Annotated in this window: 17 protein-coding genes and 1 pseudogene; 7 read left to right on the plus strand and 11 right to left on the minus strand. The window is 67.9% G+C overall.

Translation table 11 applies throughout. From position 1 onward, the window contains the following. Positions 1-30: 30 nt before the first annotated feature. From AC07EQ_RS06620 to AC07EQ_RS06630, 3 genes are read right to left on the minus strand one after another with little or no spacing between them, the layout of a single operon-like run. Positions 31-1,011 (minus strand): M48 family metalloprotease, encoded by a 981-nt coding sequence (locus AC07EQ_RS06620; protein WP_478386928.1) that lies wholly within the window; start codon positions 1,009-1,011, stop codon positions 31-33. Further along, positions 1,008-2,039 (minus strand): tetratricopeptide repeat protein, encoded by a 1,032-nt coding sequence (locus AC07EQ_RS06625; protein WP_478386929.1) that lies wholly within the window; start codon positions 2,037-2,039, stop codon positions 1,008-1,010. The genes AC07EQ_RS06620 and AC07EQ_RS06625 overlap by 4 nt, the downstream gene beginning before the upstream one ends. Before the next feature lie 11 nt (positions 2,040-2,050). Next, a complete protein-coding gene (locus tag AC07EQ_RS06630; RefSeq protein ID WP_478386930.1) occupies positions 2,051-2,455 on the minus strand; it encodes a hypothetical protein in 405 nt (134 codons plus the stop codon). A 648-nt stretch (positions 2,456-3,103) separates the two neighbouring features. On the opposite strand from AC07EQ_RS06630, the gene AC07EQ_RS06635 reads away from it, so the two are divergent. The 3 genes from AC07EQ_RS06635 to AC07EQ_RS06645 all read left to right on the plus strand — a co-directional run bounded on the left by AC07EQ_RS06635 (position 3,104) and on the right by AC07EQ_RS06645 (position 7,064). Continuing rightward, the gene (locus tag AC07EQ_RS06635) at positions 3,104-4,267 is read left to right on the plus strand and encodes a cation:proton antiporter (RefSeq protein ID WP_478386931.1); all 1,164 of its coding nucleotides are present in this window, start codon (positions 3,104-3,106) and stop codon (positions 4,265-4,267) included. 469 nt (positions 4,268-4,736) lie between these two features. Further along, positions 4,737-6,089 (plus strand): sodium:solute symporter family protein, encoded by a 1,353-nt coding sequence (locus AC07EQ_RS06640; protein ID WP_478386932.1) that lies wholly within the window; start codon positions 4,737-4,739, stop codon positions 6,087-6,089. 36 nt (positions 6,090-6,125) lie between these two features. Continuing rightward, positions 6,126-7,064: a nitrilase-related carbon-nitrogen hydrolase gene (locus AC07EQ_RS06645; protein WP_478386933.1), complete on the plus strand. Its 939-nt coding sequence runs from the start codon at positions 6,126-6,128 to the stop codon at positions 7,062-7,064. Between the two features lie 389 nt (positions 7,065-7,453). On the opposite strand, the gene AC07EQ_RS06650 is transcribed toward AC07EQ_RS06645, so the two are convergent. Both AC07EQ_RS06650 and AC07EQ_RS06655 read right to left on the minus strand, forming a co-directional pair. Continuing rightward, positions 7,454-7,756, minus strand: coding sequence for a hypothetical protein (locus AC07EQ_RS06650; RefSeq protein WP_478386934.1), 303 nt, complete (start codon positions 7,754-7,756; stop codon positions 7,454-7,456). Between the two features lie 321 nt (positions 7,757-8,077). Then, entirely contained in the window at positions 8,078-8,323 is a 246-nt protein-coding gene (locus AC07EQ_RS06655) for a hypothetical protein (protein WP_478387074.1), read from the minus strand. Between AC07EQ_RS06655 and AC07EQ_RS06660 the strand changes: the two genes are divergently transcribed. Beyond that, positions 8,234-8,620 carry a hypothetical protein gene (locus AC07EQ_RS06660; RefSeq protein WP_478386935.1) on the plus strand — a complete coding sequence of 129 codons (387 nt, stop codon included), beginning with the start codon at positions 8,234-8,236 and terminating at the stop codon, positions 8,618-8,620. The genes AC07EQ_RS06655 and AC07EQ_RS06660 overlap by 90 nt on opposite strands. A gap of 286 nt (positions 8,621-8,906) precedes the next feature. On the opposite strand, the gene AC07EQ_RS06665 is transcribed toward AC07EQ_RS06660, so the two are convergent. Beyond that, positions 8,907-12,758: an amino acid adenylation domain-containing protein gene (locus AC07EQ_RS06665; protein WP_478386936.1), complete on the minus strand. Its 3,852-nt coding sequence runs from the start codon at positions 12,756-12,758 to the stop codon at positions 8,907-8,909. Between the two features lie 561 nt (positions 12,759-13,319). Between AC07EQ_RS06665 and AC07EQ_RS06670 the strand changes: the two genes are divergently transcribed. Continuing rightward, positions 13,320-14,930 carry a GMC family oxidoreductase gene (locus tag AC07EQ_RS06670; protein ID WP_478386937.1) on the plus strand — a complete coding sequence of 537 codons (1,611 nt, stop codon included), beginning with the start codon at positions 13,320-13,322 and terminating at the stop codon, positions 14,928-14,930. Positions 14,931-14,958: 28 nt separating this feature from the next. On the opposite strand, the gene AC07EQ_RS06675 is transcribed toward AC07EQ_RS06670, so the two are convergent. Together AC07EQ_RS06675 and AC07EQ_RS06680 are read right to left on the minus strand one after the other, a co-directional pair. Beyond that, positions 14,959-16,185 (minus strand): FAD-dependent monooxygenase, encoded by a 1,227-nt coding sequence (locus AC07EQ_RS06675; RefSeq protein ID WP_478386938.1) that lies wholly within the window; start codon positions 16,183-16,185, stop codon positions 14,959-14,961. Positions 16,186-16,283: 98 nt separating this feature from the next. Beyond that, a complete protein-coding gene (locus AC07EQ_RS06680) occupies positions 16,284-17,747 on the minus strand; it encodes an MFS transporter (protein ID WP_478386939.1) in 1,464 nt (487 codons plus the stop codon). Between the two features lie 299 nt (positions 17,748-18,046). On the opposite strand from AC07EQ_RS06680, the gene AC07EQ_RS06685 reads away from it, so the two are divergent. Continuing rightward, entirely contained in the window at positions 18,047-18,613 is a 567-nt protein-coding gene (locus AC07EQ_RS06685) for a TetR/AcrR family transcriptional regulator (protein WP_478386940.1), read from the plus strand. Positions 18,614-18,725: 112 nt separating this feature from the next. On the opposite strand, the gene AC07EQ_RS06690 is transcribed toward AC07EQ_RS06685, so the two are convergent. After that, positions 18,726-19,382 (minus strand): hypothetical protein, encoded by a 657-nt coding sequence (locus AC07EQ_RS06690; RefSeq protein WP_478386941.1) that lies wholly within the window; start codon positions 19,380-19,382, stop codon positions 18,726-18,728. Between the two features lie 893 nt (positions 19,383-20,275). Continuing rightward, positions 20,276-20,941, minus strand: a pseudogene (locus AC07EQ_RS06695) (FAD-dependent monooxygenase); the annotation flags it as partial. A 96-nt stretch (positions 20,942-21,037) separates the two neighbouring features. Here AC07EQ_RS06695 and AC07EQ_RS06700 point away from each other — a divergent pair. Next, positions 21,038-21,535 (plus strand): TetR/AcrR family transcriptional regulator, encoded by a 498-nt coding sequence (locus AC07EQ_RS06700; RefSeq protein WP_478387075.1) that lies wholly within the window; start codon positions 21,038-21,040, stop codon positions 21,533-21,535. Between the two features lie 453 nt (positions 21,536-21,988). Here AC07EQ_RS06700 and AC07EQ_RS06705 read toward each other — a convergent pair whose 3' ends face one another. Beyond that, complete coding sequence (locus AC07EQ_RS06705; protein WP_478386942.1) at positions 21,989-22,945, minus strand: PDR/VanB family oxidoreductase; 957 nt, start codon at positions 22,943-22,945, stop codon at positions 21,989-21,991. Positions 22,946-22,957 lie beyond the last annotated feature (12 nt).

Consider the following 22,957-nt stretch of genomic DNA (forward strand, 5'->3'; position numbering starts at 1 on the left):
CGCCACGGGCAACTCCGCGACTTGGCGCGTCTAGGTCTTCCGCCCGATGAGGTGAGGCGACCGCCACACCAGCTCGCGCGCGGTGTCGACGATCGCTTCCTCCTGCCCGGACAGCCAGCTCACGCACGCCTCCGGGAACTGCAGCACGTTCGGTCCCTCTACTTGCATGAACAGGTGTCGCAGCGCGGAGGCGCGCTCGTCCGACGGAGGGTGGTCGGAGAGGACCAGTCCGCTGGGGATCTCGTGGATCTCGTTGCGGACACGCATGATCAGGTGGTCGATCGCGAAGAAGAGGAACGGTCCGGCCACCGCGATGTGCTTCCACAGCGTGTTGTCGGGATCCACGGCACTGAACGGGTCGTCCTGCTCCTTCAACCCGAGCAACTGCAGCAAAGCGGCGACCTGGTCCGCCTCGTACTCCTGCTCTCGACTGTCGCACAGACCCGCCGGCACGCCATCGGGCAACCCTGCGGCGTGCAGGTGGCCGGCGACGAGGTGTCCGTACTCGTGACCAACCACGAAACGTTCTGTGGCCTGGCACAGCAGAAACGCCAGCGCACCGTTCGGGCCCTGGTTCAGCGGCACGCGCCCGCCGAGCCGCGAGTCACCGTGGAAGATGTATGCGATTACGGCTCGGGCGAGCACCTCGTTCGCCTCGGCCTGCCGCCGTCCGTCCGGCTCCGACGGCTCGTCGACGCGAATCTCCCCGTCGCCGGTCCGGGTGAACGTGGCGATGGACGCACCCCACACCTTGGTGACCTCGTACAGCAGCGCCACCAACCCGCGGTTGACGAGAATCAGCGTGCCTGTCGACACCGTGCACACCCTGGCGTTGAACGAGTTGTGCGGGTACTCCCCGACGTACACCGGTGTGGACAACGAAATCCCGCCGGCGGCGAGGGTCCGTTCGATGCTCGCGCTGATGCCATCGAACAGACCGCGACCAGTCAGGCGCTCGGTCAGCCCGTTCCTGGCCAGAAGCGCCCGGTACTCGGCCTGGATCGGTGTCATGTGCGCCGCAGGTTCGCCAGCGCCTGCTGCGCGACAGCGGGCTCAGGGGACTCCGCGGCCATCCGGTAGAACTTCCTCGCCTTGCGGCGCTTGCCCCGGTGCGCCCACACCCGCCCGAGGTTGAGCGCGGCGGCGAAGATCGCCTCGCCCTCCCCCGCCTGGAAGGCGTACTCCCACAACTCCTGCGCGCGGTCCCACCGACCGTCCTGCTCGGCGATCGCGCCGAGGTTGATCGCCGCTTCCGGCGAGCCCATCGGGTCACGGAGGTCGACCGCGTAGCCGTATGCCGTCCGAGCCTCGTCAAGTCTTCCCTGATCCGCGAGGACGACGCCGATCCGGAACGCCGCCAGGCCGCGCACGGGAGTGTCGCCATTGCTCACGCAGTCGCGGTAGGCGGACAGCGCACCGTCGAGATCGCCGGTCACGTAGAGCGATACCCCGAGATACAGAAGAGCCGTCGCCCTGATGGGGACGTCCGACGACCGCACCGCCTTGCGGTACCACGTGATGGCGGTCCCGCGGTCGCCCCCGTCCTGCTCGATCATGCCCAGCCGCAGTGCCGCCGCGGAGGCCTTGTCCGCGTCGTTCGATTCGACACAGGCCCGGAACGCGGCCCTTGCCATGTCGATGTCGCCGCTCTCGTACGCCTCCTCGCCGACCGAAAGCGCGTAGCCGGCTCCCACGAACTCGGTCACCGCTCGGCACTGGTCCCGCCGTCGTGCGGCATTGGCATCCGTGACCTCGCCGAGCAAGCGGCCGACCACGCTGTCGGGGTTCACCGCGCCCCTCGGCGACCCGGTCACGAACTTGCCGAAACCGGCCGATGGAGGGGCGCCGATGTTCCAGGTCCCGCCGCGGCCGCGTTCCACCCTCGCCACGTCCTCGGTATCGACCATCACCTCGAACCAGTCGACCACGGTTCCGCACAACGGGCACGCGGTTCCCCGGATCTTCCCGAGGTACTCGCCCAAATCCCGGTGATTCGCCACGGAGGTCACGTCGACGCAGTGGAAGCACGCGCGCGACATGACGCCGACGATCACGAGCCCTCGGCACGCCAACGGCCGGTCGCGCGGTCGTAGTACACCGCGACCTTCCCGTTCCCGGCGTCCCGGAACAGCTCCTCGAGATCGAGCTCGCCGAGCGCCACGATGGCGTCGCTTGACATGCCCGGCTCCACGATCAGGGAGCGCTGAGTGTCCGGATCCTTGACCACCAAGAGATTCCGGGTCGACGGATCGACGGGTGCCTCCTCCTCACCGCGGGCGTCGTGGAACTTGCGTTTCAGCCACGACCGCAGCGCGGTGTAGGAGTCTTCGGCGGCCTTCTTCATCATCTCCTGCACGAACGGCAGGACGCCGGCCGTCACAACGGCGGTGAGAATCGCCGTGCCGAGAGACTGCCGGTCCTCGCTCGTCGTCACATCTTCCGCGTCGTTGATCAAAGCGGCGCCCCTTCTGCTCGCCCACGACTCTAGGCACTCGAAACATCGCGGAAGGGCATTCCCGGCTCATCACTCGCCCCGACCGCCGCCGATCACTCCTTCAGCCCAATGACGACATGACCATGTGCCGGCGCCCATGGCACCCGGTGTCGTGGACCATCGTTCCGGCCACCCGGTTCCCACGACTTCACCGCGATGTCGCCGTAGAGCCGCCGGTGAGGTCCCGCGACGGCGCCGGGTTGCCGGTTGGACGTGGCGCGCATGTGAGGCGAAGGCAGGATCGCCGCCGACGACGGCCCCAGATCGACATCTGGCCGAACAACCCGCTGGCCACCCGCCGCCGGCGGCGGGTGGCTGTACGCGGTGGGCGACTACAACGGGCGCGCCACGGCGTGCGCCGTGGTCTGATGGAAAAGCCAGGGGCGTTCGAGGGGCTTGTTGCCCGGACGTCGATATCGCGCCAGAGATGCCCCGGGCGGGGCATGGGTGCAGGGTGTGGAGATCACTTGTACGAGCAAGCTCGTCTGAACCAGCTCGTGCATGCGGTGCCTGCGTTTCCCGGAGGCAGCGAGGTCTCCCGGTGCCTGGTCGAGGTGGACCAGCGGTTGAACGGGGTGAGCGATGCCGAGCTTCGGGAACCTTCTGATATTGACGATCATCGCCCTGCTGGCGCCCTTGTTGCTCGGGCTGGCACCGCGGCTGCGGATCCCGTCGGTGGTCCTGGAGATCGTGGCCGGGGTCATCGTGGGGCCATCGGTGCTGGGACTTGTGCTCATCGATCAGGCGGTGCAGGTCGTCGCGTTGCTGGGGCTGGCGTTCCTCCTGTTTCTCGCGGGGCTCGAGGTCGACTTCCATCGCCTGCGCGGGCCGCTGCTGCGGGTGGCCTTGATCGGCTACGTGCTGAGCTTGGCGATCGGCGTGGCGGCGGGCTTCTCGTTCGGCGCGGCGGGCTGGGTGCGTGACCCGATGCTGATCGCGGTGGCGCTGTCCGCGACATCGCTCGGCCTGGTCGTCCCGATCCTCAAGGACGCGGGGCGTGCGGACCAGGCGATGGGACAAACGACGATCACAGCGTCCTCCGTGGCCGACTTCGCCGCGGTGGTCTTGCTGTCGCTGCTCTTCTCCACATCCGGCGGCAGCACCGGAGGCCGGCTCGTGTCGCTGATCGTCTTCGTCGCCTTCGTGGCCGCCATTGGGATGGCGGTGGCTCTAGCCGGGCGGTCAATGCGTCTGGGAGATCTTTTCCTGCGGTTGCAGGACACCACCGCGGAGATCCGGGTTCGTGCGGCGGTCGTGCTGCTCGTGGCCTTCGTCGTGCTCGCCGAGGGATTTGGTCTCGAGAGCATCCTGGGCGCGTTTCTGGCTGGTGCGGTCGTGGGCTTGGTCGATCGTGACTCGGCTACGCATCCGCATTTCCGGACGAAGCTGGAGGCGATCGGGTACGGGTTCCTGATTCCGGTGTTCTTCGTCGCCAGCGGTGTGCAGCTCGACCTCGGAGGATTGATCGCGACTCCGTCCGCGTTGCTGCGAGTGCCGCTATTCCTGCTCGCGCTGCTGCTCGTGCGCGGCGCTCCAGCGCTGCTCTACCGGCGCTCGCTCGGCACGCGTTCCTCGGTCGCGGCCGGGCTACTGCAGGCGACGTCGCTGCCGTTCTTGGTTGCCGCAACGCAGATCGGCGTCACGCTCGGCCTGATGGCGCCGGTGACTGCGGCGGCGCTGATCTGCGCGGGTCTCTTGTCGGTTCTCCTGTTCCCCGCTGCCGCCCTCGCCTTGCTGCGCAAGCGCGTCTCCGTGCGAGATCATCACGATTGAAACCGCGCCGAGCACCACGATGCTGATTCGAGTGATCCACCCGTGCGCCCCGACGGCGTACCACCAAGGTCATCAACCTCGATCACTACCGCCAGTCAGCGCCAACACCGGCGTGCGGGCACACAGACCAGTCCCCACAAGACGGAAAGCCATCCCGAATCCGGCGACGACCCGGGATAGTTCGGGCGTTCGAGGTCAGCATGGCCACCCTGCTCGACGCGGTGCGGGCCGAGCAGGTCGCCTCATGCTGACGCGCCCTCCTCGGCCTCCGGAAAGGACGCCGTGGGCTCCTTCACGCGCTCCTGCTGGTCGATCTGCTGATAGCGCTGTTCCCGCCCCTGCACTGGTGGATCGGGAACCATCCGAGTCCGGTGTGGACGATGGGCTACTTCCTCGGTGGAGGTGCCTTCATCGTCCTGACCATCACCGCCTTCCCGCTCCTCGAACCGGGCACTGGCGGGGAGGCGTCGTGAACCTGCTGATCGGCTACGGCGCCGTCGCGCTGTTCATGCTCGTGGTGGTCACCGTTCTGCACCTGACGAGGCGCCCGGACGTAACGTTCTCCGACTACGCCACTGCTGGACGCTCCTTCGGTCCGTGGTTCCAGACGATGTCGTTCCTCAACACCTGGCTGCCCGGCACGGTTTTCATCTCTTTCGCCGGGCTGACCGTCTCGGCGGGCGTGATCGGGTACTACTCGATGCTCTACTCGCTGCTCGCGGTGGCGGCCATGTTCTTCCTCGCAGACCGGGTGAGCACGTGGGGCAGGCAGCTGGACCTGTGCACGCAATCGGACCTGCTTGGCGCCAGGTACCGGTCGGTCGCGGTGCGCCGGGTCGCGGCGGCGATCGGGGTGGTCTCGTCGTTGCCGTGGGTCATGCTGGGCATGCAGTCGCTCGGCCTGGTGTTCTCCTACCTGTCGTTCGGCCACGTCACGCCCACCCAGGCCATCCTGATCGGGATCGTCCTGCTGGCCGTCCGCCAGATGTGGACGGTGCGGATGGACATGCGGGGCGTGGTCATCTCCGACATGGTGCAGGGGATCGTGGCCTACGGCCTCGGATTCCTGCTCTTCGCAGGGCTCATCGTCTGGTTGTCGTCCAGCGGCCACACGCTCGCGGCAGTGCCGGCCGGGCACTTCGCGCTCCCGGGGCTGGGCAGCGAGGCCGGTGGCGGCTACCTCTTCTCGCTGGTGTTGACCGGCTTCCTCGGCGCGTGGTGCTGGCTCGACATCTTCGTCCTGCTGTTCACCGCGCGCAGCGTGCGGACGATCAAGCGCTCGGCAGCGCGCAACCGCCACCACATCGCTCACCTCCAGGTCGTCCACCCCGCCGACATCGCCCGCTTCGGCGCCCTGGGCGTGACGGCGAACCTGCAGGCGCTGTGGGCTTGCCGGGACACCCAGATGCGGGAGGTGAGCTTCCCGCTGCTCGGCAACGGCACGCCCCGGGCCGAGAACCAGTTCCCGTTCGGCGACCTCCACCGAGCTGGAGCGCACCTGGCGATGGGCTCGGACTGGCCGGTGTCCACACCGGACCCATTCGCCGCGATCCACGTGGCGGTCAACCGCCGCGCACCGGGTGACACCGAGGCGGACCCGCTCAACCCGGCGCAGACGCTGAGCCTCGGAACCGCCCTGCGGACCTACACGGCGGGCTCGGCCTGGATCAACGGCTGCGACCAGGCCGGCGAGATCCGGCCGGGCGCACTCGCGGACCTGGCGGTCCTGGACCGGGACCCCTTCGCCGAGCCCGCCGAGCAGCTGCACCGGACCCGCACCGACCTGACGCTGGTCGGCGGCGACGTCGTGTTCGCCGGCTGACTTCGAACTCCGCCATTTCCCGATTGGACCCCTGCGATGCGTTTGATCACCGCGCTCAACCCACCCGAGTCTCCGGCCCGTACCCGCCCGGCCGACCGCGCCCCGCTGCGCGTGGCCGCGGTGCAGCAGCGCTGGCACCGCGATCCGGCCGAACACACGGCCGCGCTGCGCGAAGGCATCCGCCTGGCCGCCGCGGAGGGGGCCCGCGTGGTCTGCCTGCAAGAGCTCACGCTGTCCCCGTACTTCGCCGTGGTGCGCAAGGACGAGCTCGCCTCTCCCACCGCTCCCGAAGACCTCCTGACCGGCCCGACCTTCCAGTTCGCCGCCGCGGCTGCCCGCGATTTCGGGCTGCACGTGCACGCCTCGCTGTACGAAGAGGCCGTGGCACCTGATGGCGCGCACAACGGCCTGGGCTACAACACGGCGATCCTCGCGGCGCCCGACGGAAAACTCGCCCAGCGCACCCGCAAGACGCACATCCCGGTGACCGAGGGCTACTTCGAGGACCACTGGTTCCGTCCTGGCCCGCCGGGCGATGACGCGTTCCCCGTGGTCGGGGTCGAGGGCGCCAACTTCGGTCTGCCGACCTGCTGGGACCAGTGGTTCCCCGAGCTGGCTCGCGCCTACGCGCTGGCCGGCGCCGATGTCCTCGTCCACCCGACCGCCATCGGTTCCGAGTCCGGGCACCCCGGATTCGACACCCAGCCGATCTGGCAGCAGGTGATCACCGGGAATGCGAACGGCACGTTCATGGTCGTGCCCAACCGGATCGGCGCGGAGCACGGCCTGACCTTCTACGGCAGCACGTTCATCGTCGACCCGTACGGACGCATCCTCGTCCAAGCCCCGCGCGATGAACCCGCCGTGCTGGTCGCCGACCTCGACCTCGACGCCCGCCGCGACTGGTTGAAGCTCTTCCCGTTCCTGACCACGCGGCGCCCCGACGCCTACGCGCCGCTCACCACGACACCCTGACCTGCCGGATCACCACCGGCGGTACCTCGCTCCACGCGTGCTCGGTGACTCGAACACGCGTGGAGCGGCTGAGCCGATCACCGGACGCCCCAGGCGCAGGTCTACTTGCGCAGCTTGAGGTGGACGAAGCTCTCAGTGGCGGTGACCGCGTCGAGGCTGCGGATCCGTTGGTCGATCACTTCCAGCAGTTGATCGTCGTCCCAGCACACGGATCCTCCAGATCAACCGGACCACCCGCCTCCGGCAACCGCAACTGCGCCCCTTGCTCCCGCAAGGCCGCCACCACCGACCGGTGACTCACCATCCGCTACGAGCGCTACGGCACCCTGTTCTGCAGGTTCCTCGCCGCCGCCTCCGCTACACCGGAAATACATCAAACTAGACACATGTTAAAGACTTTCCCCAAAAATCGAGTCTATCCGAATACGCCAGTCCTCCTTCCCCAATCCAGCCGCAACAAGAAGATCCCGGAAATCCACCTCCAAGAGGCGCAAAGCATCGAGCAGCTCGCTTGCATCCCCTCGCGCAACTATCACTACAGCAGCCGCAAGTCTTTCACCGGCCTCTTGTTCAGCAACCAAATTCACTCCCTCGCCGACCTTCTTCTCAACCAACGAACCCACTACATCTTCCACCAGAGAAATCACTTCAGGCGCCTCTTCGCCAAAGTCGACAACAATCTTGCTCTTCACCCTCGACGTAAGTCTCATCGACCCTCCACGGGACAACACCTAAACCCAACACTCATCAACCCGGTGGAATCGTTCCCACTCCACGTATAGCCAGCTTGTTACAGCCGACGAAGTTCCCTTGCGAACACCGTTTCGCCCCCCCTTTTTTCACATGTTTCCCCAGTCAGCTACACTACATTAACATTCTGATTTCGATCGATAATACACTGAATTCACGAATAATTCGCAGCTTCTTCTCACGCCAGGTCCTTCGGGAACACCGTCCCGTGTTCCGCGACATCATCGACAGCGAAGTCAGCAGCCCGGTGCAGTGGATCACTCTTATGTCCAGACCCCCCACCTGGGCAGGTTCCTGAGCATCTGCGCAGCCTCACCAGAGGTTGTCGGCGCAGCAACACAAGGACCCGAATTATGAACAAGAACCGGAGTCCCAGCTGCCAGCACGAAATAGGTGTGGGTGCCGTCGATGGTGAGGTTGTGGACCTTCTGCAGTGCGGTCCAGGTTTTGGTGGACACGACCTGCAGTTGGGTGCCGTCAGGGCCTTGCAGCTGGCCGCCGACGACCAGCTCGCCGGCCTTGACCCAACGGTGCTGGTCCGGAGCCCAGAACGGATGCCTTCGGTAGCCACCTGGACACCGGTCTCGTCGCCGGCCTGGCCGTCCGTGTCGACCGTGATCTCGACCAGATCCTTCTGGCCTTCACCAGTGATCGTGGCCACCACACGACGAGACGTCGTCTCTCCCGTCACCGGGTCGGTGGCCAGAACCTCCTCACCCTCAGGGACCTCTTCGATCGGCTTCGTCGCCCCGTCCACCATCAGCACCCGCGTGCCGGGCACGAAGCTGTTCGGCTCACAGGAATGAGCCCGTCGACTGGACCACACCCAGCTCCCGCTCCGGGACTCTAGGCGGGGGCTTGTAGCGACACACGCTCGGCATGCACAGGCCCATGCAGTTGCCGCGGCGAAGCGGCAGCGGCGCCACTTGCGGAAGCCGACTGTTCGACGACCTCCTGCTGAGCAAGCTCGCCCAGCAGGAGCCCGAGGAGTCGGTGGCATCAGCCCAACATGTCTTGGACCAGGCCGAGTCGATCAATTCCTCGCACCGGAGAGAACGTCTCGTCGATCACCCCATGAGTCTCGCGGCCCCGCTACGGTGACGTGGTAGCTGCCGCTGACTCCCACTGCAGGCGGTCTGCGATCAGCCTGCCGATGACGGCCATCGGTTCCGGCTGCGTGATGGTGTGGTGGGTGCAATCGATGTCGTGGGAGATCACCTCACCCGTGATCCGCGACCGCCACGCGCCACCGTCGGTGACCTGGTCGGCCCGGGTCGCGCGGAAGTACAGCAGATCCCCGTCGAAGACGGACTCGGTGTAGGTCGGCAGCAGCGCGGCGGCGTGGACGAGCACGGTCGTGAGCGCCGTCAGATGCTCCTCCCCCAACGCGAGGTGCGCCTCGGCGTCAGGCGGCAGGCCCGCCGCCTCGAGCAACAACGACAGGACGTCCTCGCGCTTGGGCGCGGATCGCCGTTCGTGCGGGTCGACCGGCCGTGCGTCGAGCAGGGCGAGCAACGCCACGCGCTCGCCGTCGGACTGCAGGCGGGCGGCGATCGCGTGCGCCAATGCGCCGCCGAGCGACCAGCCCAGCAGATGGTACGGCCCGGTCGGTTGCACCGAGCGGATCTGGCTCGCGTAGCCGTCGATCATCTCGCCGAACGACGAGGGCAGCTCGTCAGGCCGGGTCAGTCCGCCGGGCTGCAGGCCGTAGACCGGAACGTCCTCGGGCAGGTGCCGCGGCAGGCCGGCGTAGCACCAGCTCAGACCACCCACCGGGTGCACGCAGAACAGCGGCGGTCGAGAACCGTTGGCACGCAACGGAAGCAGCGCCTCGAACGCGTTCGACGACGTTTCGTGCTCCAGCAGACGCACCAGGTCGGCCACGGTCGGAGCCTCGTACACGACGCCGAGGGACACCTCGGGTCCCAGGTCGGCTCGGAGACGGGAGACGAGTTCGGCGGCGAGCAGCGATTGCCCGCCCAGTTCGAAGAAATCGTCGTCGATGGTGACCTCCCCGACGCCGAGCACCTCGGCGAACAGGGCGCACAGCTGTTCTTCCCGGGGGGTGCGGGCGGCACGACCGGGGCGGATCTCGACGGCGGGCAGGGCGGAATGGTCGAGCTTGCCGTGCACCGTCAGGGGCAGCTCGTCGAGCAGGACGAACGATGCGGGCACCATCGAGGTGGGCAGTCGTTTCGCCGTCCACGACCGGAGTTCCGCCGCGTCGACCGGGCCTGAACCCGGTACCACGTAAGCGACCAGCTCGGGCTCGGCGGACGTTGTCGTCGTCACCACCGCCTCGGCGACTCGTGGATGCGCGGTGAGCACCGCCTCGATCTCGCGCGGCTCGATGCGGACGCCTCGGACCTTGACCTGCTCGTCGGTGCGGCCGAGGTACTCCAGCATGCCGTTCTCCGTCCACCGGGCCACGTCGCCGGTCCGGTACATGCGCGCGCCGGGCGGCCCGAAAGGATCGGGCAGGAAGCTCTGCGCGGTCAGCTCCTCCTGGTTGAGGTATTCGCGGGCGACCTGGTCACCAGCCAGGTACAGCTCGCCGGGCACGAGTGGCGGCTGGGGTCGCATCACGCGGTCGAGGACGTACGCCCGGACGTTGTGCCCCGGACGGCCGATGACCGGCCGGTCGCCCTCGATGCGGCAGTACACGGCATCCACTGTGGACTCCGTCGGCCCGTAGTAGTTCCACGCCTCGACACCGGGGCAGTCGCGCAGCGTCGACCACAGCGCGGGATCGATCGCTTCGCCGCCGACCATCAGCAGCCAGGGGAACTTCTCCGGTCCGGACAACAGGCCCTCCGCCAGCAGGAGACGAAGGAACGACGGGGTGAGGTCGGCGAAGTCGATCCGGTGCTGGGAGAAGTAGCGCACGAGCGCGGCCGGGTCGAGGCGCACCGCGTCATCGACCAGGTGGACTTCCTGGCCCGCGGCCAGGAACAGCAAACCCTCCCAGGCGGTGTCGAACGAGAACGACGCGGTCAACGCCGCACGCAGTCGTTTCCCCACTGGGGCGATCAGTTCGCGCTGGTGGTCGTGGAAGAGGTTGGCGAGGTGGCGGTGCTCGACGACCACTCCCTTCGGCCTGCCGGTCGAGCCCGAGGTGAAGCTGACGTACGCCGCGTGGTCCGGCCGGTGGGTGCCGATCGGATCGGTGCCGGGCTGCCGGTCGATGCCGATGTCGTCGAGCAGCAGAAGCGGGTGTCCGGACGGAAGAGTCGCGCTGATCGTCGCGGTGGTGAGCACGTGGAGCGGCCGGGTGTCCGAGAGCAGCGTCCGGATGCGGGCGGGTGGATGGCTCGGATCGAGCGGCACACACGCCGCGCCGGCCTTGAGCACCGCCAGCGCCGCGACCATGTAGTCGGCAGTGCGCGGCAACACCAGCGCGATGCGCGTCTCCGGACCCGCGCCACGTGCGATCAGCAGGTGCGCCAGGCGATTGGCGCGGGTGTTGAGTTCGGCGGCGGACAACGTCGTCGAGCCGCAGACCAGCGCGGTGGCATCGGGCGCCGCACGAACTTGGGCCTCGAACAGTTCCGGCAACGTCGTGGCCGGCGTCTCCTGCCGAGTGTCGTTCCACGTGTTCAGAACCAGTTCGCGCTCATCCGCGGACAGCATGTCGATCGCGCCCACCTGCTGCCCGGGATCAGCGGTCGCCAGCGCGTGCAGCAGCGCGAGGAAACGGCGGTGGTGCGCGGCCGTGGTCGCGGCGTCGTACTTGGCCGGATCCGAGTTGAAGTCGATCCGCAGTGATCCATCGGCGGGCCTGTCGTAGACGTTGACGCCAAGGCCGGTCACCGGACCGTTCGACAAGTTGCGCAGCACCGCGGGATGGCGGCCGAACCGGAGCTGCGCGTCGTGGGTCATGATGTTGATGCCCCAGTCACCGAGGTACCCCCCGCGGTGATGACCGATCCCCAGGTCGCGCACCAGGTGCGTCGAGGAGTAGCGCTGGTGGCGCAGCAGGCCCTTCGCACTGTTCGCGGTGGTGCGCACCAGCTCCGCCAATGTGGTCGACGGCGTCATCCGGGTGCGCAGCGGAAGCACGCCGGCCACCATCGACGGCACGCTGCGCGCGACGCTGCCCGCCCGGCCGTTCACGGTCAGGTCCAGCGTGACCTCGTCGTCGCCCGCCAGCCGATGCACGTACAGCGCCAGCGCGGACATCGCGACCGACGGCAGGCTCGTGCGCGCCTGCCGCGCCAGCGCCCGCAGGCCCTCGGTGTCCGCCGGGGTGACATGACCGGTCTCCCGGAGGAAGGTGTGCGGCACGATCGACGACGGCCGAAGCGCCCGGCGCGCCGCAGGCCAGTCGGCCAGTTGTTCCGCCCAGTACTGCTGATCGCGGGCGAAGCGCTCGGATGCCTCGTATTCGGCCTCATCGGCCAGGATCTGCGCCAGTGAGCCGAACGGGCACGGCGGAGCCGGGTGCTTCTCCTCGGCCGCCGTGTAGAGTTCCGCGACCCGCTGGATGAACATCGCGAAGCCGTAGCCGTCCAAGATGATGTGGTGCAGTCCGAGGTAGATGGTGAACCGCTGCTGCCCGGTCCGCAGCAAGGCGAACGAGAACAGCGGCGAGCGGCGGAGGTCCGCCGGCCTGCCGAGATCGGCCCACATCCACTCCTCGGCGGCCGCAGCCGGATCGGCGGCCCCGCGCAGATCCACCACCGGCAGCGTCCAGTCCGGCAACGGTTCGATCGCCTGCCAGACTCGCCCGCGGTCGTCGCCACCGAATCGGGCCCGCACCGCTTCCGTCTCGTCAACGGCCTGGCGCAACGCGACCTCAAGCAGCGCGACATCCACCGGGCCGTCGATCTCCACCGCTTCCGCGGCCCGGTAAATGGGGTTGGCCGGATCGAATTCCTGGGCGAACCACACCCCCCTCTGGGCAGCCGTCAGCGGCAATGTTCCGCAGTCGATCTCCTTAGGCATGGCACGCTGCGTATCACGAGAGCAGCAAGATCGCACAGCGCAACGACCTGCGCGCCAGGGGTAATGACTCTCCGTAATTCTGCGGATCACGTTCCTGGGTGATGACCTCCAGCTGCTGGTCCGCCAACGAGACGCCTGCCCGTGGAGCCCGTCCAGCCCAAGGCCGGCCGGCCCATCCGCGCCGACCACGCTCGTCACATGGACGCCGCAGGTGAAAACGTACGCCGGAGACTCGCCACCGTCTGCTCCGCCGGCAGTTCGCCCGCCACCGCCAGCGCGCCACCGAGCGCGTCGCGCGATGAGTCCACAATGGAATCCGATATGCCGGTCACGCGGCGGGTCTTCGCAGGTCGCCCGCGCCTTGCGGCGCCGCGAACCAGAGTACAGAACCTGTTCCACAGGAGGCACATCGACGCGATCGGACTCAGCGCGTTGCCAGTGCTGCCAGGTGCGGATCCGGCGATGCGAGTATGGACAAGAATATAGAACGTGTTCTAATCTAACCGACGCTTGAACTGCCACTCGTCCGAACAAGGTCTGCTTGCGGTGAAAGGCGTCGGGATGTCTGAGGCTGATTACGTCGTTGTGGGCGCGGGCAGCGCCGGATGTGCCGTGGCGCGACGACTCGCCGAGCGGGGATCCAGCGTCATCCTGGTCGAAGCCGGGGCCCGGGACGACCGAGGGCCGCTGAAGAGCCTGTTGAGCATCCCGGGTGCCATCGCGGTGGTGCACTCCACGCCGCAGCTGAAGAAGTTCTTCGACTGGGGCTACAAGTCGGTCCCCCAGGAACATGCGGCCAACCGCAAGATTCCCCAGACCCGCGGCAAGGTGCTCGGCGGATCCAGCTCGGTCAACGGCATGCTCTTCGTCCGGGGCAACCGCGAGAACTACGACGATTGGGCGGGCGACGGCTGCAAGGGCTGGTCGTACGACGACGTCCTGCCGTCGTTCAAGCGCCTGGAGCGCTGGGAGGGCGGCGCGAACGACTTCCGGGGGGCGGGCGGTCCGATCCGCGTCCGGAAGCAGGACGGCCTGACCGAGGCCGCGCAGGGCTTCATGGACGCGGCGACGAGCCGCCTCGACGTGCCGATGCTCGACGACTACAACGCGGAAGGCCAGGAGGGCATCGCGGCCGTCCAGCTCAGCGCCGATCCTGGTGTGCGGTACTCCTCGTCGAAGGGATACCTCCACAACGATTCGGTGGACGATCTCACCATCGTCACCAATGCGACCGTTTCCAAGGTGGTGCTGAACAGCTCACGCGCTACCGGGGTGGAGGTCATCGGCAAGAACGGCAGCCGACGTGTCATCAGGGCGGGTCGCGAGGTCATCCTGTCCGCTGGCGCGTTCGGCTCCCCTCAGCTCCTCATGCTGTCCGGCATCGGCCCGGCGGACCACCTGCGCGGGCACGGCATCGAGGTGCGGGCGGACCTGCCGGTCGGGGACAACCTCCACGATCACCTCTTCGTGCCGGTGTCGTTCCGGATGGACTCGGCCCTGCGCAGGCCGACCCCGTCGTACTTCGCGCGCGGCCTCGCCCGGGAGTGGTTCCGCCCCGGCTCGGGCTGGGCCGGCGGCTCGCAGTTCGAAGCGACCGGCTTCGTGCGCACGTCGCACGCCGGTTCGGTCCCGAACCTCCAGCTGTTGAGCCTGTACTGGGTCTACCCGATTCCGAACCAGGACTCCGACAAGGCGGTGCGACCGCCTTCGACGAAGCCCGGGCAGAGCGTCTTCCCGACGTTGATCTACCCCGAAAGCCGCGGCACCGTTCGCCTGTCCAGCACGGACCCGCTCGCCGCGCCGCTGATCGACCCCGCGTATCTGAAGGCCGGCAAGGACAGCGACGTGCTTCTCGAAGGCATCAAGATGGTGCGAGAGGTGATGGACGGCGTCGGCGACAACCAGGGCGAGATCGGACCGGGCCGGCAGTACTCGGACGAGAAGGAACTGCGCCGGATCCTCCCGGACTACGTGCACAGCGTCTACCACCCGGTGGGAACCTGCCGAATGGGCGCGGACGAACGAGCAGTGGTCGGGCCGGACCTCAAGGTCCTCGGCATCGACGGCCTCCGAGTCGCGGACGCCTCGGTGATGCCGTCCATCATCGGCGGCAACACCAACGCCCCCTCGATCATGATCGGCGAACGCTGCGCAGACCTGATCCAGAGCTGAAAGTCCTTGTCCCACAGGTGATTCCAACCTATGTCTGCGCCGCCCCTGCAACGTTGATCCATCGACGGGGACTGTGTTCGGGCAATGCGAGGGCTGTGTGGGCTGGGCGCCCGGTTTCTGGTGGCGAGGCGGTGAGGTCGCGAAGTCTGCTGTTGCGTTTTTCAAGGGCTTCGGCGGTGGCGGGGAAGAGCGCTGCGCCGCCTTCACCGACCTGTGCCTGGTTCAGTTCGACGAATCCGCGGATGTCGCGCTCGTAGGCGGCGAAGGCCGCTGTGTGGTCGCGATGGGCGGCCAGCGAGCCGGCGAGCATGTAGGCGCCGACGAGGGCGAGGCTGGACCCTTGCCCGGTCAGGAACGACGGGGCGTAGGCGGCATCGCCGACGAGCGCGACCCGGCCGCTGGACCAGCACGGCATGCGGACTTGGCTCACGGTGTCGAAGAACGGATCGTTCGCGTGGCGCATGGCGGCGACCATGGCCGGGATTTCCCATCCGTCGTTGGCGAAGGTGGTGGCGACGAGGTCGCGTTGTGCCTCCGGGTCGCGGAGGACCTCGTACGGTGGTTCGGGGTGAGCGAAGTTGAGGAATGCGTGTAGCTCGCTGCTGTCTCTGACCGCGTAGAGCGCCGCGGCCCTTCCGGGAGCGTTCCAGACGAGTACTTCATGGGAGAGTTCGAAGGTGTTGGGCATGGTGAACAAGGCGAAGCAGTACCCCAGATAGCGGTGGTACCGCTGCTCGGGGCCGAATACGAGCTCCCGGGTGCGCGAGTGCAGCCCGTCCGCACCCAAGACCAGGTCGAAGCCGCGCTGGACGCCGCTGCGGAAGGTGACGTCGACACCGTGCTCGTGTTCCGTGAGCGCATCGATGGAGTCGTCGAACACGAACTCCACCTCGTCACGGACGGCCCCGTACAGGACTTCCGTCAAAGCCCCGCGAGGCACCTCGACGTCACGTCCCTCGACCCCGCCGGCCACCGCCTGCGGATGAACCACCGCCGCCGCACTGCCGTCGGCATCGAGGAAGGTCAGCTGGCGCGACTCGATATGCGCTTCCTGGAGCCGCGGCAGGATTCCCATCCGGCGAGCCACCTCCACCGCGGTGCCACGCACGTCGATCGGGTACCCACCGCCCCGCAGTCCGGTGGACTTCTCCACCACCGTCACCGCAAATCCATACCGGTGCAGCCAGAACGCCACGGCGGGACCGGCGATGCTCGCGCCGGAAACCAGGACCGTACCTTTCGATGCAGTTCTCATGCCCATACGTCAACCCCTGATTCCGTTGTGGGACAACCGAAAACAAACTCGGATGACCTCGTGCGCGAGGAAACTGCCGGAACCTCTTCGGAGATCCGTCACACCGCTTCCCGCGCGAGGTCGGGCGACGGCGAGTTGCCGCTGAGGCGTGTGCGTCGCACGAGCATGACGGCCAGCACCGCGGCGATCGCGAACGCGCCGGAAGCGATCGCGATGTAGCTGAACACGCCCGTGGCCGAGTTCGTCGTTTCGCCGTCGACGACCACGGCGGTCGACTTGAGCACTGCCGCGCCCACGAAGTTCAGCACCACCGACCCGATCGAGACCATGACCATGACCAGGCTGGACACGATGCCCTGCCGTTCGGCGGACGCCAAGCCACCCGCCATGTTGAAGCCGGATGTCCCGAGCGCTCCTACCGTGACGCCCAGCAGGAATGCGAAGCAGAGCGCGGCGGGAAGCCGGGAAGCCCCGAGGAACATCCCGATGGTCGCCACCGTTCCGAGCATGACTGCCCCGGCCAACGTCGAGGCCGGGCCGAATCGTGCGGCAAGCCATCCGGCCACCGGACCTCCGAGCGTGACGCCGAGTCCCGGCGCCGCGAGCAGCAGTGCCACTGATCCCTGGTCGGCCAGTCCGTACCCGAGATGCCGATCCGCCGAGACGTCGCCGATGAGCGGGATGAGCTGAAGCATGCTCTGGTACGAACCGGCTGCGAGGAAGACCACGAGGAGCGTGAGCACCAATGGCCCACCGAGGTCCCTGACGTCGATCAGGGGGTCGGGCTTTCGACTCGAGACCAGGAACCACCTGGCCAATGCCGCGACGCCACCGACGAGGAGAGCCAGCGGGCCGACGGCGAGCCAGCCGAGGTCCGAGCCCAGGCTGACGTAGCCGAGCACCCCGGCGAGACCTCCGCCGAGCAGGAGGGCACCGCCGACGTCGATCTTGCCCGGTGTCTTGATCAGGGATTCGGGGACGACGTTGCGCACGCAGATCGCCATCGCGGCCGCGACGAAGGCCGATACGAGGAACAAGATCTGGAAGCCGAACTCCACGGCCAGTTTCTCGATGAGGAACCGGGACGCGATGTTGAGCACCGCGGACCCGGAGGTCACGATGCCCACGATGATCATCGCGATGCGGGGTGCGCAGGCACCTCGAACGATTGCGACGGAGAGGAACATGGCGGCCAGAGCCGCTCCCTGCAGCATGCGTCCTGGCACGAACACCCAGATGCTGGGGGCGACGGCGCACAAGAGGGCGCCCGCGCAGCTGAGGAGCAACGTCAGCACGAGCACCCTGCGCTTGCCGTAGATGTCGGCACTCTTTCCGAGCAGGGGTGCCCACATCACTCCCGCCAGCATCGCGGTGGCGTTGAGCCACGCCGCCTGATCGGTACCAAAGTGGTCGAGCATCTCCGGGAGGACGAGCAGCGGCGCGGTGATGGCCGAGTCGACCACGAAGTTCACCATGGCCAGGATGACCACCAGGCCGATGAGCCGCCCGTTCCATCTCGTGTGCAGTCCGGCGTCTGCGCTTCCGGTCCTGCTCTGCTGCATCAAGGACTCCCTACTACGGGCTCGCGACGGTGCCGGCGCGGCCTGACGTGTTGTCGACCGGAACTGGGGCAAGGCGGTCGATGCGATCCATCCCCGCGGTCAGCCGCGAGGCGAGCGGCGATGTTCCGACGCTTCGTCGTTGATGCCGAAGACATTCGCTCGAGCAGACGCCGACGCGTTTCGCCGACGGCCGCTGCTCTCTCTTCGTCGAGCGCCGGGGCCGTTAAGATACGTTTGAGTTTCTTATCCGGCAGAGTAGGGTATGCCGATAAGAAACGTCAACGTTTCTAAGGAGTGTTGTGGGACGACGGCGCGGCGAAGCGCTCGAGGCAGCGATCCTCGAAGCGGCCTGGGACGAGTTGAGCGAGCGGGGGTACGCGAACCTGACCGTCGACTCCGTCGCCCGGCGAGCGGGCACCAGCAAACCGGTGCTCTACCGGCGCTGGGCGGACAAGCAGCAGCTGGTCGAGGCGGCAGTCGTACGCCGCAACGTCATCCAGCTGATCACCCCGGCCGACACCGGGTCCCTGCGCGGCGACCTGATCGCCACCCTCACCGAGGCGAGCGAGAAGCAGGGGCCGTTCCTCGCCCAACTCAGCCTGCTGCTCTCCGGCTACTTCGCCGAGACCGAAACCAGCTTCGCCGAGCTGCGCGAGATGATCCTCGCCGGACGCCGCTCCGGACGCGACGAGATCATGGAGCGCGCCATCGAGCGCGGCGAGCTCGACCCGGCCAAGCTCACGCCACGGATCGCCGCACTCCCCTTCGACCTGCTTCGAGGCGAGACGATGATGACGCTACGGCCGGTCGCACCCGAGGTGATCGAGGAAATCGTCGACACGATCTTCCTGCCGCTGGTCCGCTAGGGCTGTGACCGCATAGGTTTGCCGGGTTGCCGGCGGGACGGTTGGCTCGGTGCGCTCTCACCGCGGTATGGGCACGGTATTCAGACTGACCTCGGCTCAAGTCGATCCGCGCCTATGACCGCAGCGTGCTGTCCCAGTGCCATGTGGTGAGACGAGGGTGCCCGGGCAGTTCGGCGCGCCCGGTGGCCCACAACAGGGTGAGCCAGGGATCCGCGCTGGCCGGGGCTTCTGGGAACAGACGGGTGAGCACTCGCGAGCAGAGAGCGGACGGCGGGGTCCAGGCAAGCCCGAAGCCTTCCGCCACATCGTGCGTGTGCACCAGCGTCTCCACCACCCCCATTGCCGCGAAGCCCTCGGGGTCTGACACCCCAGCGGCGTGGTGGGCGCGGACCTCGGGCGGCGTCGTACGCACCATGGCGACCAGCAGCGCGCCACACGCCTCCAGCACCTGCACCAGGCCGACCGGACCCGCGTTACGGTCCGCGAAGAGGAAGTTCGCAGGTCCGCCCGGCCTCTTCTCGCTCAACGCGAAGGGCACATGGGTGTCCAGCGGCGGGCTCTGCGGCCCCAGCTGGACGGCGTAGTAGAACAGGTCGTCGGCGAGGTGCTCGACGGTCTCCCAGCAGTCCCACTCCAGCGAACCGGCCTTGCCGTCCCACCCCGCCGCGGGTGCCTCACGAAGGACGCCCACGGCGAGCCGCACAGCAAGGTCGACGTCGTCCGCGGTGACGAGAGACAACACTGTGCCGGTTTCGACTGATCGTGACATGGCAGCACCGTATCGCGGGCACCCCCTCGCAGCTTGTGCGTTGTCCGTGATGGGGCGCCAGTTTGGTTGTTCATGCGGCTTTCGGATGGGGGCCGCCCCAGCGGACGCCCTTCTCGCTGCGGACGCGAGCGCGTTCGCATCGTTGGGCGGCCAGGACGTCGGGATGTCGGGCGTTCTGGTGAGGTGCGATCGGGCCGCTCGGTCAGCGCGTACTCGGTCCGATCCAGCTTGGGCCTCCGATCGCCCCGCGGAAGCTGGACAAGACCACTCGAAGGACAGCGACGAAGGCGGTGGTCACGATGGCAGCCATCTGGGGCGGCGTGCTGTCCTTTCGTTATCTGGATGTCGATTTCGGCCTCAGCCACATGAGCATCTTGATGTCCCGGTCGTGTGGCTGATGAGTATCCGGGAGCTCTCAGGCATTGATCGCGCGGTAGACCTTCGTCGTGTTTTTCGGGCGGAGCCGGCAGTGGCCGGCGACGGCGCGGTCGACTGGGTTGTGGCCGATGCCGAGTCCTACGACCTGCGCCTCGAGGCGACCGCGTTCCGGCGTCAGGAGCCGAGGTGGGCTGTTGCCAGCCAGCCGTGACCGGCGAGCTCGTCGGCGGGATCGAACGCCGGGGGTACCGGGCGGTTGTAGCGGGCGGCGACGTCGGCAACGGTTGCACCGTCGGCCGCCAGCCCTGCCCGGTCAGCCAGGTGTCGAGGTCCGCAGTGGGACCGCCCTGCCACAGCTCGAGGAGTTCGGGGGAGATCGAGGCACGTGTGCTGCGGAGGAGTTCGGAATCCTCCATGTGGTCCAGGGCGAGGACGCTGCCCGGTGCGGAGGCGGCGGTGATGCGATCGAGGAGGACATCGGCCGCTTCCGCCGGAAGTGCGTAGAGGATTCCTTCGGCCAGCCAGGCGGTCGGCCGGTCGGGGTCGAAGCCTGCTTCGACGAGTGCGCGGGACCAGTCCTCGCGCAGGTCGGTAGCGACCTCGATGCGACTGCAGCAGGCGGTGGCGCGCTGGTGCTTGCGGTAGACGCTGTGCCAGAGCACCTCGACGGGGCCGGGGCCGAAGAGCTCCTGGGCGAGGGTGACGATGTGCTCGTGGCGGGCGCGGTCGCCGAGCTGGTCGTCGACGGCCTGCTCGATGATCCGCCAGACTCGGTCGCCGAAGCGGATGCCCACGACGATGCCGCGGCGGTCGAGCAGGGTCGGCCACTCGTCGGTGCGATCGAGTTCGCCCGCGATGCGCACGTCCGCCAGCATCGCCGGAGTCGGGTAGGTCTTTCCGGTCAGTTTGACGCCGAGTTGCCGCCGAACCACGCTGTGTGCACCGTCGGCCCCCACCAGGTGACTGGCGCGTTCTGTGGTCTCGGTCCCGTACTTCCGCACGTGCACGCGCACGTCCGTGGCGTCCTGATCGAAGCCGAGCACTTCGGCGTTGAACCGCACGTCCACGAGGCCGGTGGCCTCGACCGCGCCGAGGAGGGTTTGTTCGGTACGGTCCTGCGGGATCGCGAGCGCGAACATCGCTGCGGTCTGGTCGGCGAGCTTGGTGAAGTCGATGTGCATGAGCCGGCGGCCCAGCGCTACCGCGACGCACGCCGTCGCCAGGTCATCGACGCCGCGCGCCGGTGCTTCGCCCGCACCGGGTTCCACGGAACGTCGATGCAGGACGTCTTCGCCGAGTCTGGACTGTCCGCCGGAGCGGTGTACGGCTACTTCGCCAGCAAGGACGATCTGGTCGCGGCCATCGTCGAGGAGGTGCTCACCGAGATCTTCGCCGCACTCGACCCACTCGCCGACGCCGAACCGCTCCCCCCGCCGCACGAGGCCGTGGCCCGCGTCCTGCGAGTCCTCGATCGCCCGCCGTACGGGGCCGAACTCGCCCGACTCGCGGTCCAGGTCTGGGCTGAGGCCGGGCGAAACGAGGCGCTGAACAACAGGCTTACGGGCTACTACCGGGAGAGGCGGCACCACTTCACCGCGCTCGTGCAGCGCTACCAGCGCGAGGGCACGCTCACTTCCGACAGAAGCGCGGACGAGCTCGCGCAGGTCCTCACGGCCCTGGCCCCGGCGTTCCTGTCCCAGCGCGCCCTTCTGGACGACGTCGACGCGGAGACCTTCGCCCGCGGCCTGAGCGGACTCCTCGCGCCGGGCGAGTGAGATCCGCGTCCGAAGTGGACAGTCAGGTGATCAACCGCAGGGCGCCGTCCCGCGATCGCCCCGGAACGCGGAGCGGTGACGTCGCGCATCGACGCGAGAGCCGCTACACCCCGACGACGACCGCACACAGTGATCAGACCTGCCGCCCTCGCATCGAATACGCGACAGTTGATTTCGCGGGGGTGCCAGGTGTTCCCACCCCCAGTACGTTCCATTCCCGGCGCGAGGTGTCGCACCGGGAGAGGCACCCGCACTCCGACCGGACGCAGGCCGAGGACAGGCGGTCCGCACGGGGCCGGTTTCAGCTACACCTCGCCCGATTGGATCAAGACGCAGGGGGCAGCTCGGCGGGGTGTACGTCGCCAGTCGAGCCGAGCAGCACCCGCGCGACCGGCGGTGGCAGGTGCGGTTCGGAACGCGGTCACCCCGGATTCGGTCGACGCAGTACCTGCCTCAGTACAGCTCGATCACGAGCTTGTCGCTCAAGGCGCGGGAGACGCACAACGCGATCTCCGTGCCTGCGGCCTTGTCGGACGCCGAGAGGCACTGGTCGCGGTGATCGGGCGCACCCTCCAGGACTCCGGAGACGCAAGAGCCGCAGATTCCCTCCTCGCACGATTTCGCGACGTCGATCCCGTTCTCGGTGAGGACGGAGAGGATCGACTTTCCCGCGGGAATCCCGAAGACCTCGCCGGTGTCGAGTTCGACGGTGAAGGGCAGGTCGCCGCTGGTGTCGATCTCGGTGGCCGTGAAGTGCTCGACGTGAACGTTGTTCTCGCCGATGGCCGGGGCGAAGATCTCCGTGACCCGGTCCATGAAGCCTTGCGGTCCGCAGGTGTAGACGTGGCTGGCGGGTGTCAGCCCGGCGACCACCGCGGCGAGCAGGGCGGGGTGGTCGGCGCGAGGTAGTCCGAAGTGGAGGCGCACCCGGTCGCGGAACTCCACCCGGTTCTCCAGGATGTCGGCGAAGGCGGCCTCGTCCGGGGAACGGACGAAGTAGTGCAGCTCGAAGTCGGCGGACCGGCCGGCCAGTTCGTAGGCCATGCTCAACAGCGGCGTGATGCCGATGCCGCCGGCGACGAGGACGTGCCTGTCCGCGTCGCCGGCCACGGTCAGGAGGTTCCGCGGTTCACCGATCTTGAGGTGGTCGCCCGCGGACACGGTGTGCAGCGCCTCCGAACCGCCCCGGGACTCCGGCTCCCGTTTGACCGCGATGAGCAGCGACGACACTTCGCCGGGCGGGCCGCAGAGCGAATACTGCCGGACCAATCCGGTCGGGCCCGCGACGTCGATGTGCGCACCGGCCTCGTACGGCCCCAGCGGCTCGCCGTCGTCCCGGACCAGTCGCAACGTGCGGATTTCGGCGGTCTCCTCGGTGACCTCCGCGACCCGGACCAGGATGTTCGTCATCGTCGCTCCCGT

It is taken from the genome of Saccharopolyspora sp. NPDC045839 (assembly GCF_056431645.1).

Excerpts from the sequence above, each read along its gene's own strand:
- AC07EQ_RS06680 (WP_478386939.1), bottom strand. The coding sequence starts at position 17,747 with ATGCAGCAGAGCAGGACCGGAAGCGCAGACGCCGGACTGCACACGAGA.
- AC07EQ_RS06645 (WP_478386933.1), top strand. The coding sequence starts at position 6,126 with ATGCGTTTGATCACCGCGCTCAACCCACCCGAGTCTCCGGCCCGTACC.
- AC07EQ_RS06675 (WP_478386938.1), bottom strand. The coding sequence starts at position 16,185 with ATGAGAACTGCATCGAAAGGTACGGTCCTGGTTTCCGGCGCGAGCATC.
- AC07EQ_RS06625 (WP_478386929.1), bottom strand. The coding sequence starts at position 2,039 with ATGTCGCGCGCGTGCTTCCACTGCGTCGACGTGACCTCCGTGGCGAAT.
- AC07EQ_RS06700 (WP_478387075.1), top strand. The coding sequence starts at position 21,038 with ATGCAGGACGTCTTCGCCGAGTCTGGACTGTCCGCCGGAGCGGTGTAC.
- AC07EQ_RS06705 (WP_478386942.1), bottom strand. The coding sequence starts at position 22,945 with ATGACGAACATCCTGGTCCGGGTCGCGGAGGTCACCGAGGAGACCGCC.
- AC07EQ_RS06690 (WP_478386941.1), bottom strand. The coding sequence starts at position 19,382 with ATGTCACGATCAGTCGAAACCGGCACAGTGTTGTCTCTCGTCACCGCG.
- AC07EQ_RS06665 (WP_478386936.1), bottom strand. The coding sequence starts at position 12,758 with ATGCCTAAGGAGATCGACTGCGGAACATTGCCGCTGACGGCTGCCCAG.
- AC07EQ_RS06670 (WP_478386937.1), top strand. The coding sequence starts at position 13,320 with ATGTCTGAGGCTGATTACGTCGTTGTGGGCGCGGGCAGCGCCGGATGT.
- AC07EQ_RS06620 (WP_478386928.1), bottom strand. The coding sequence starts at position 1,011 with ATGACACCGATCCAGGCCGAGTACCGGGCGCTTCTGGCCAGGAACGGG.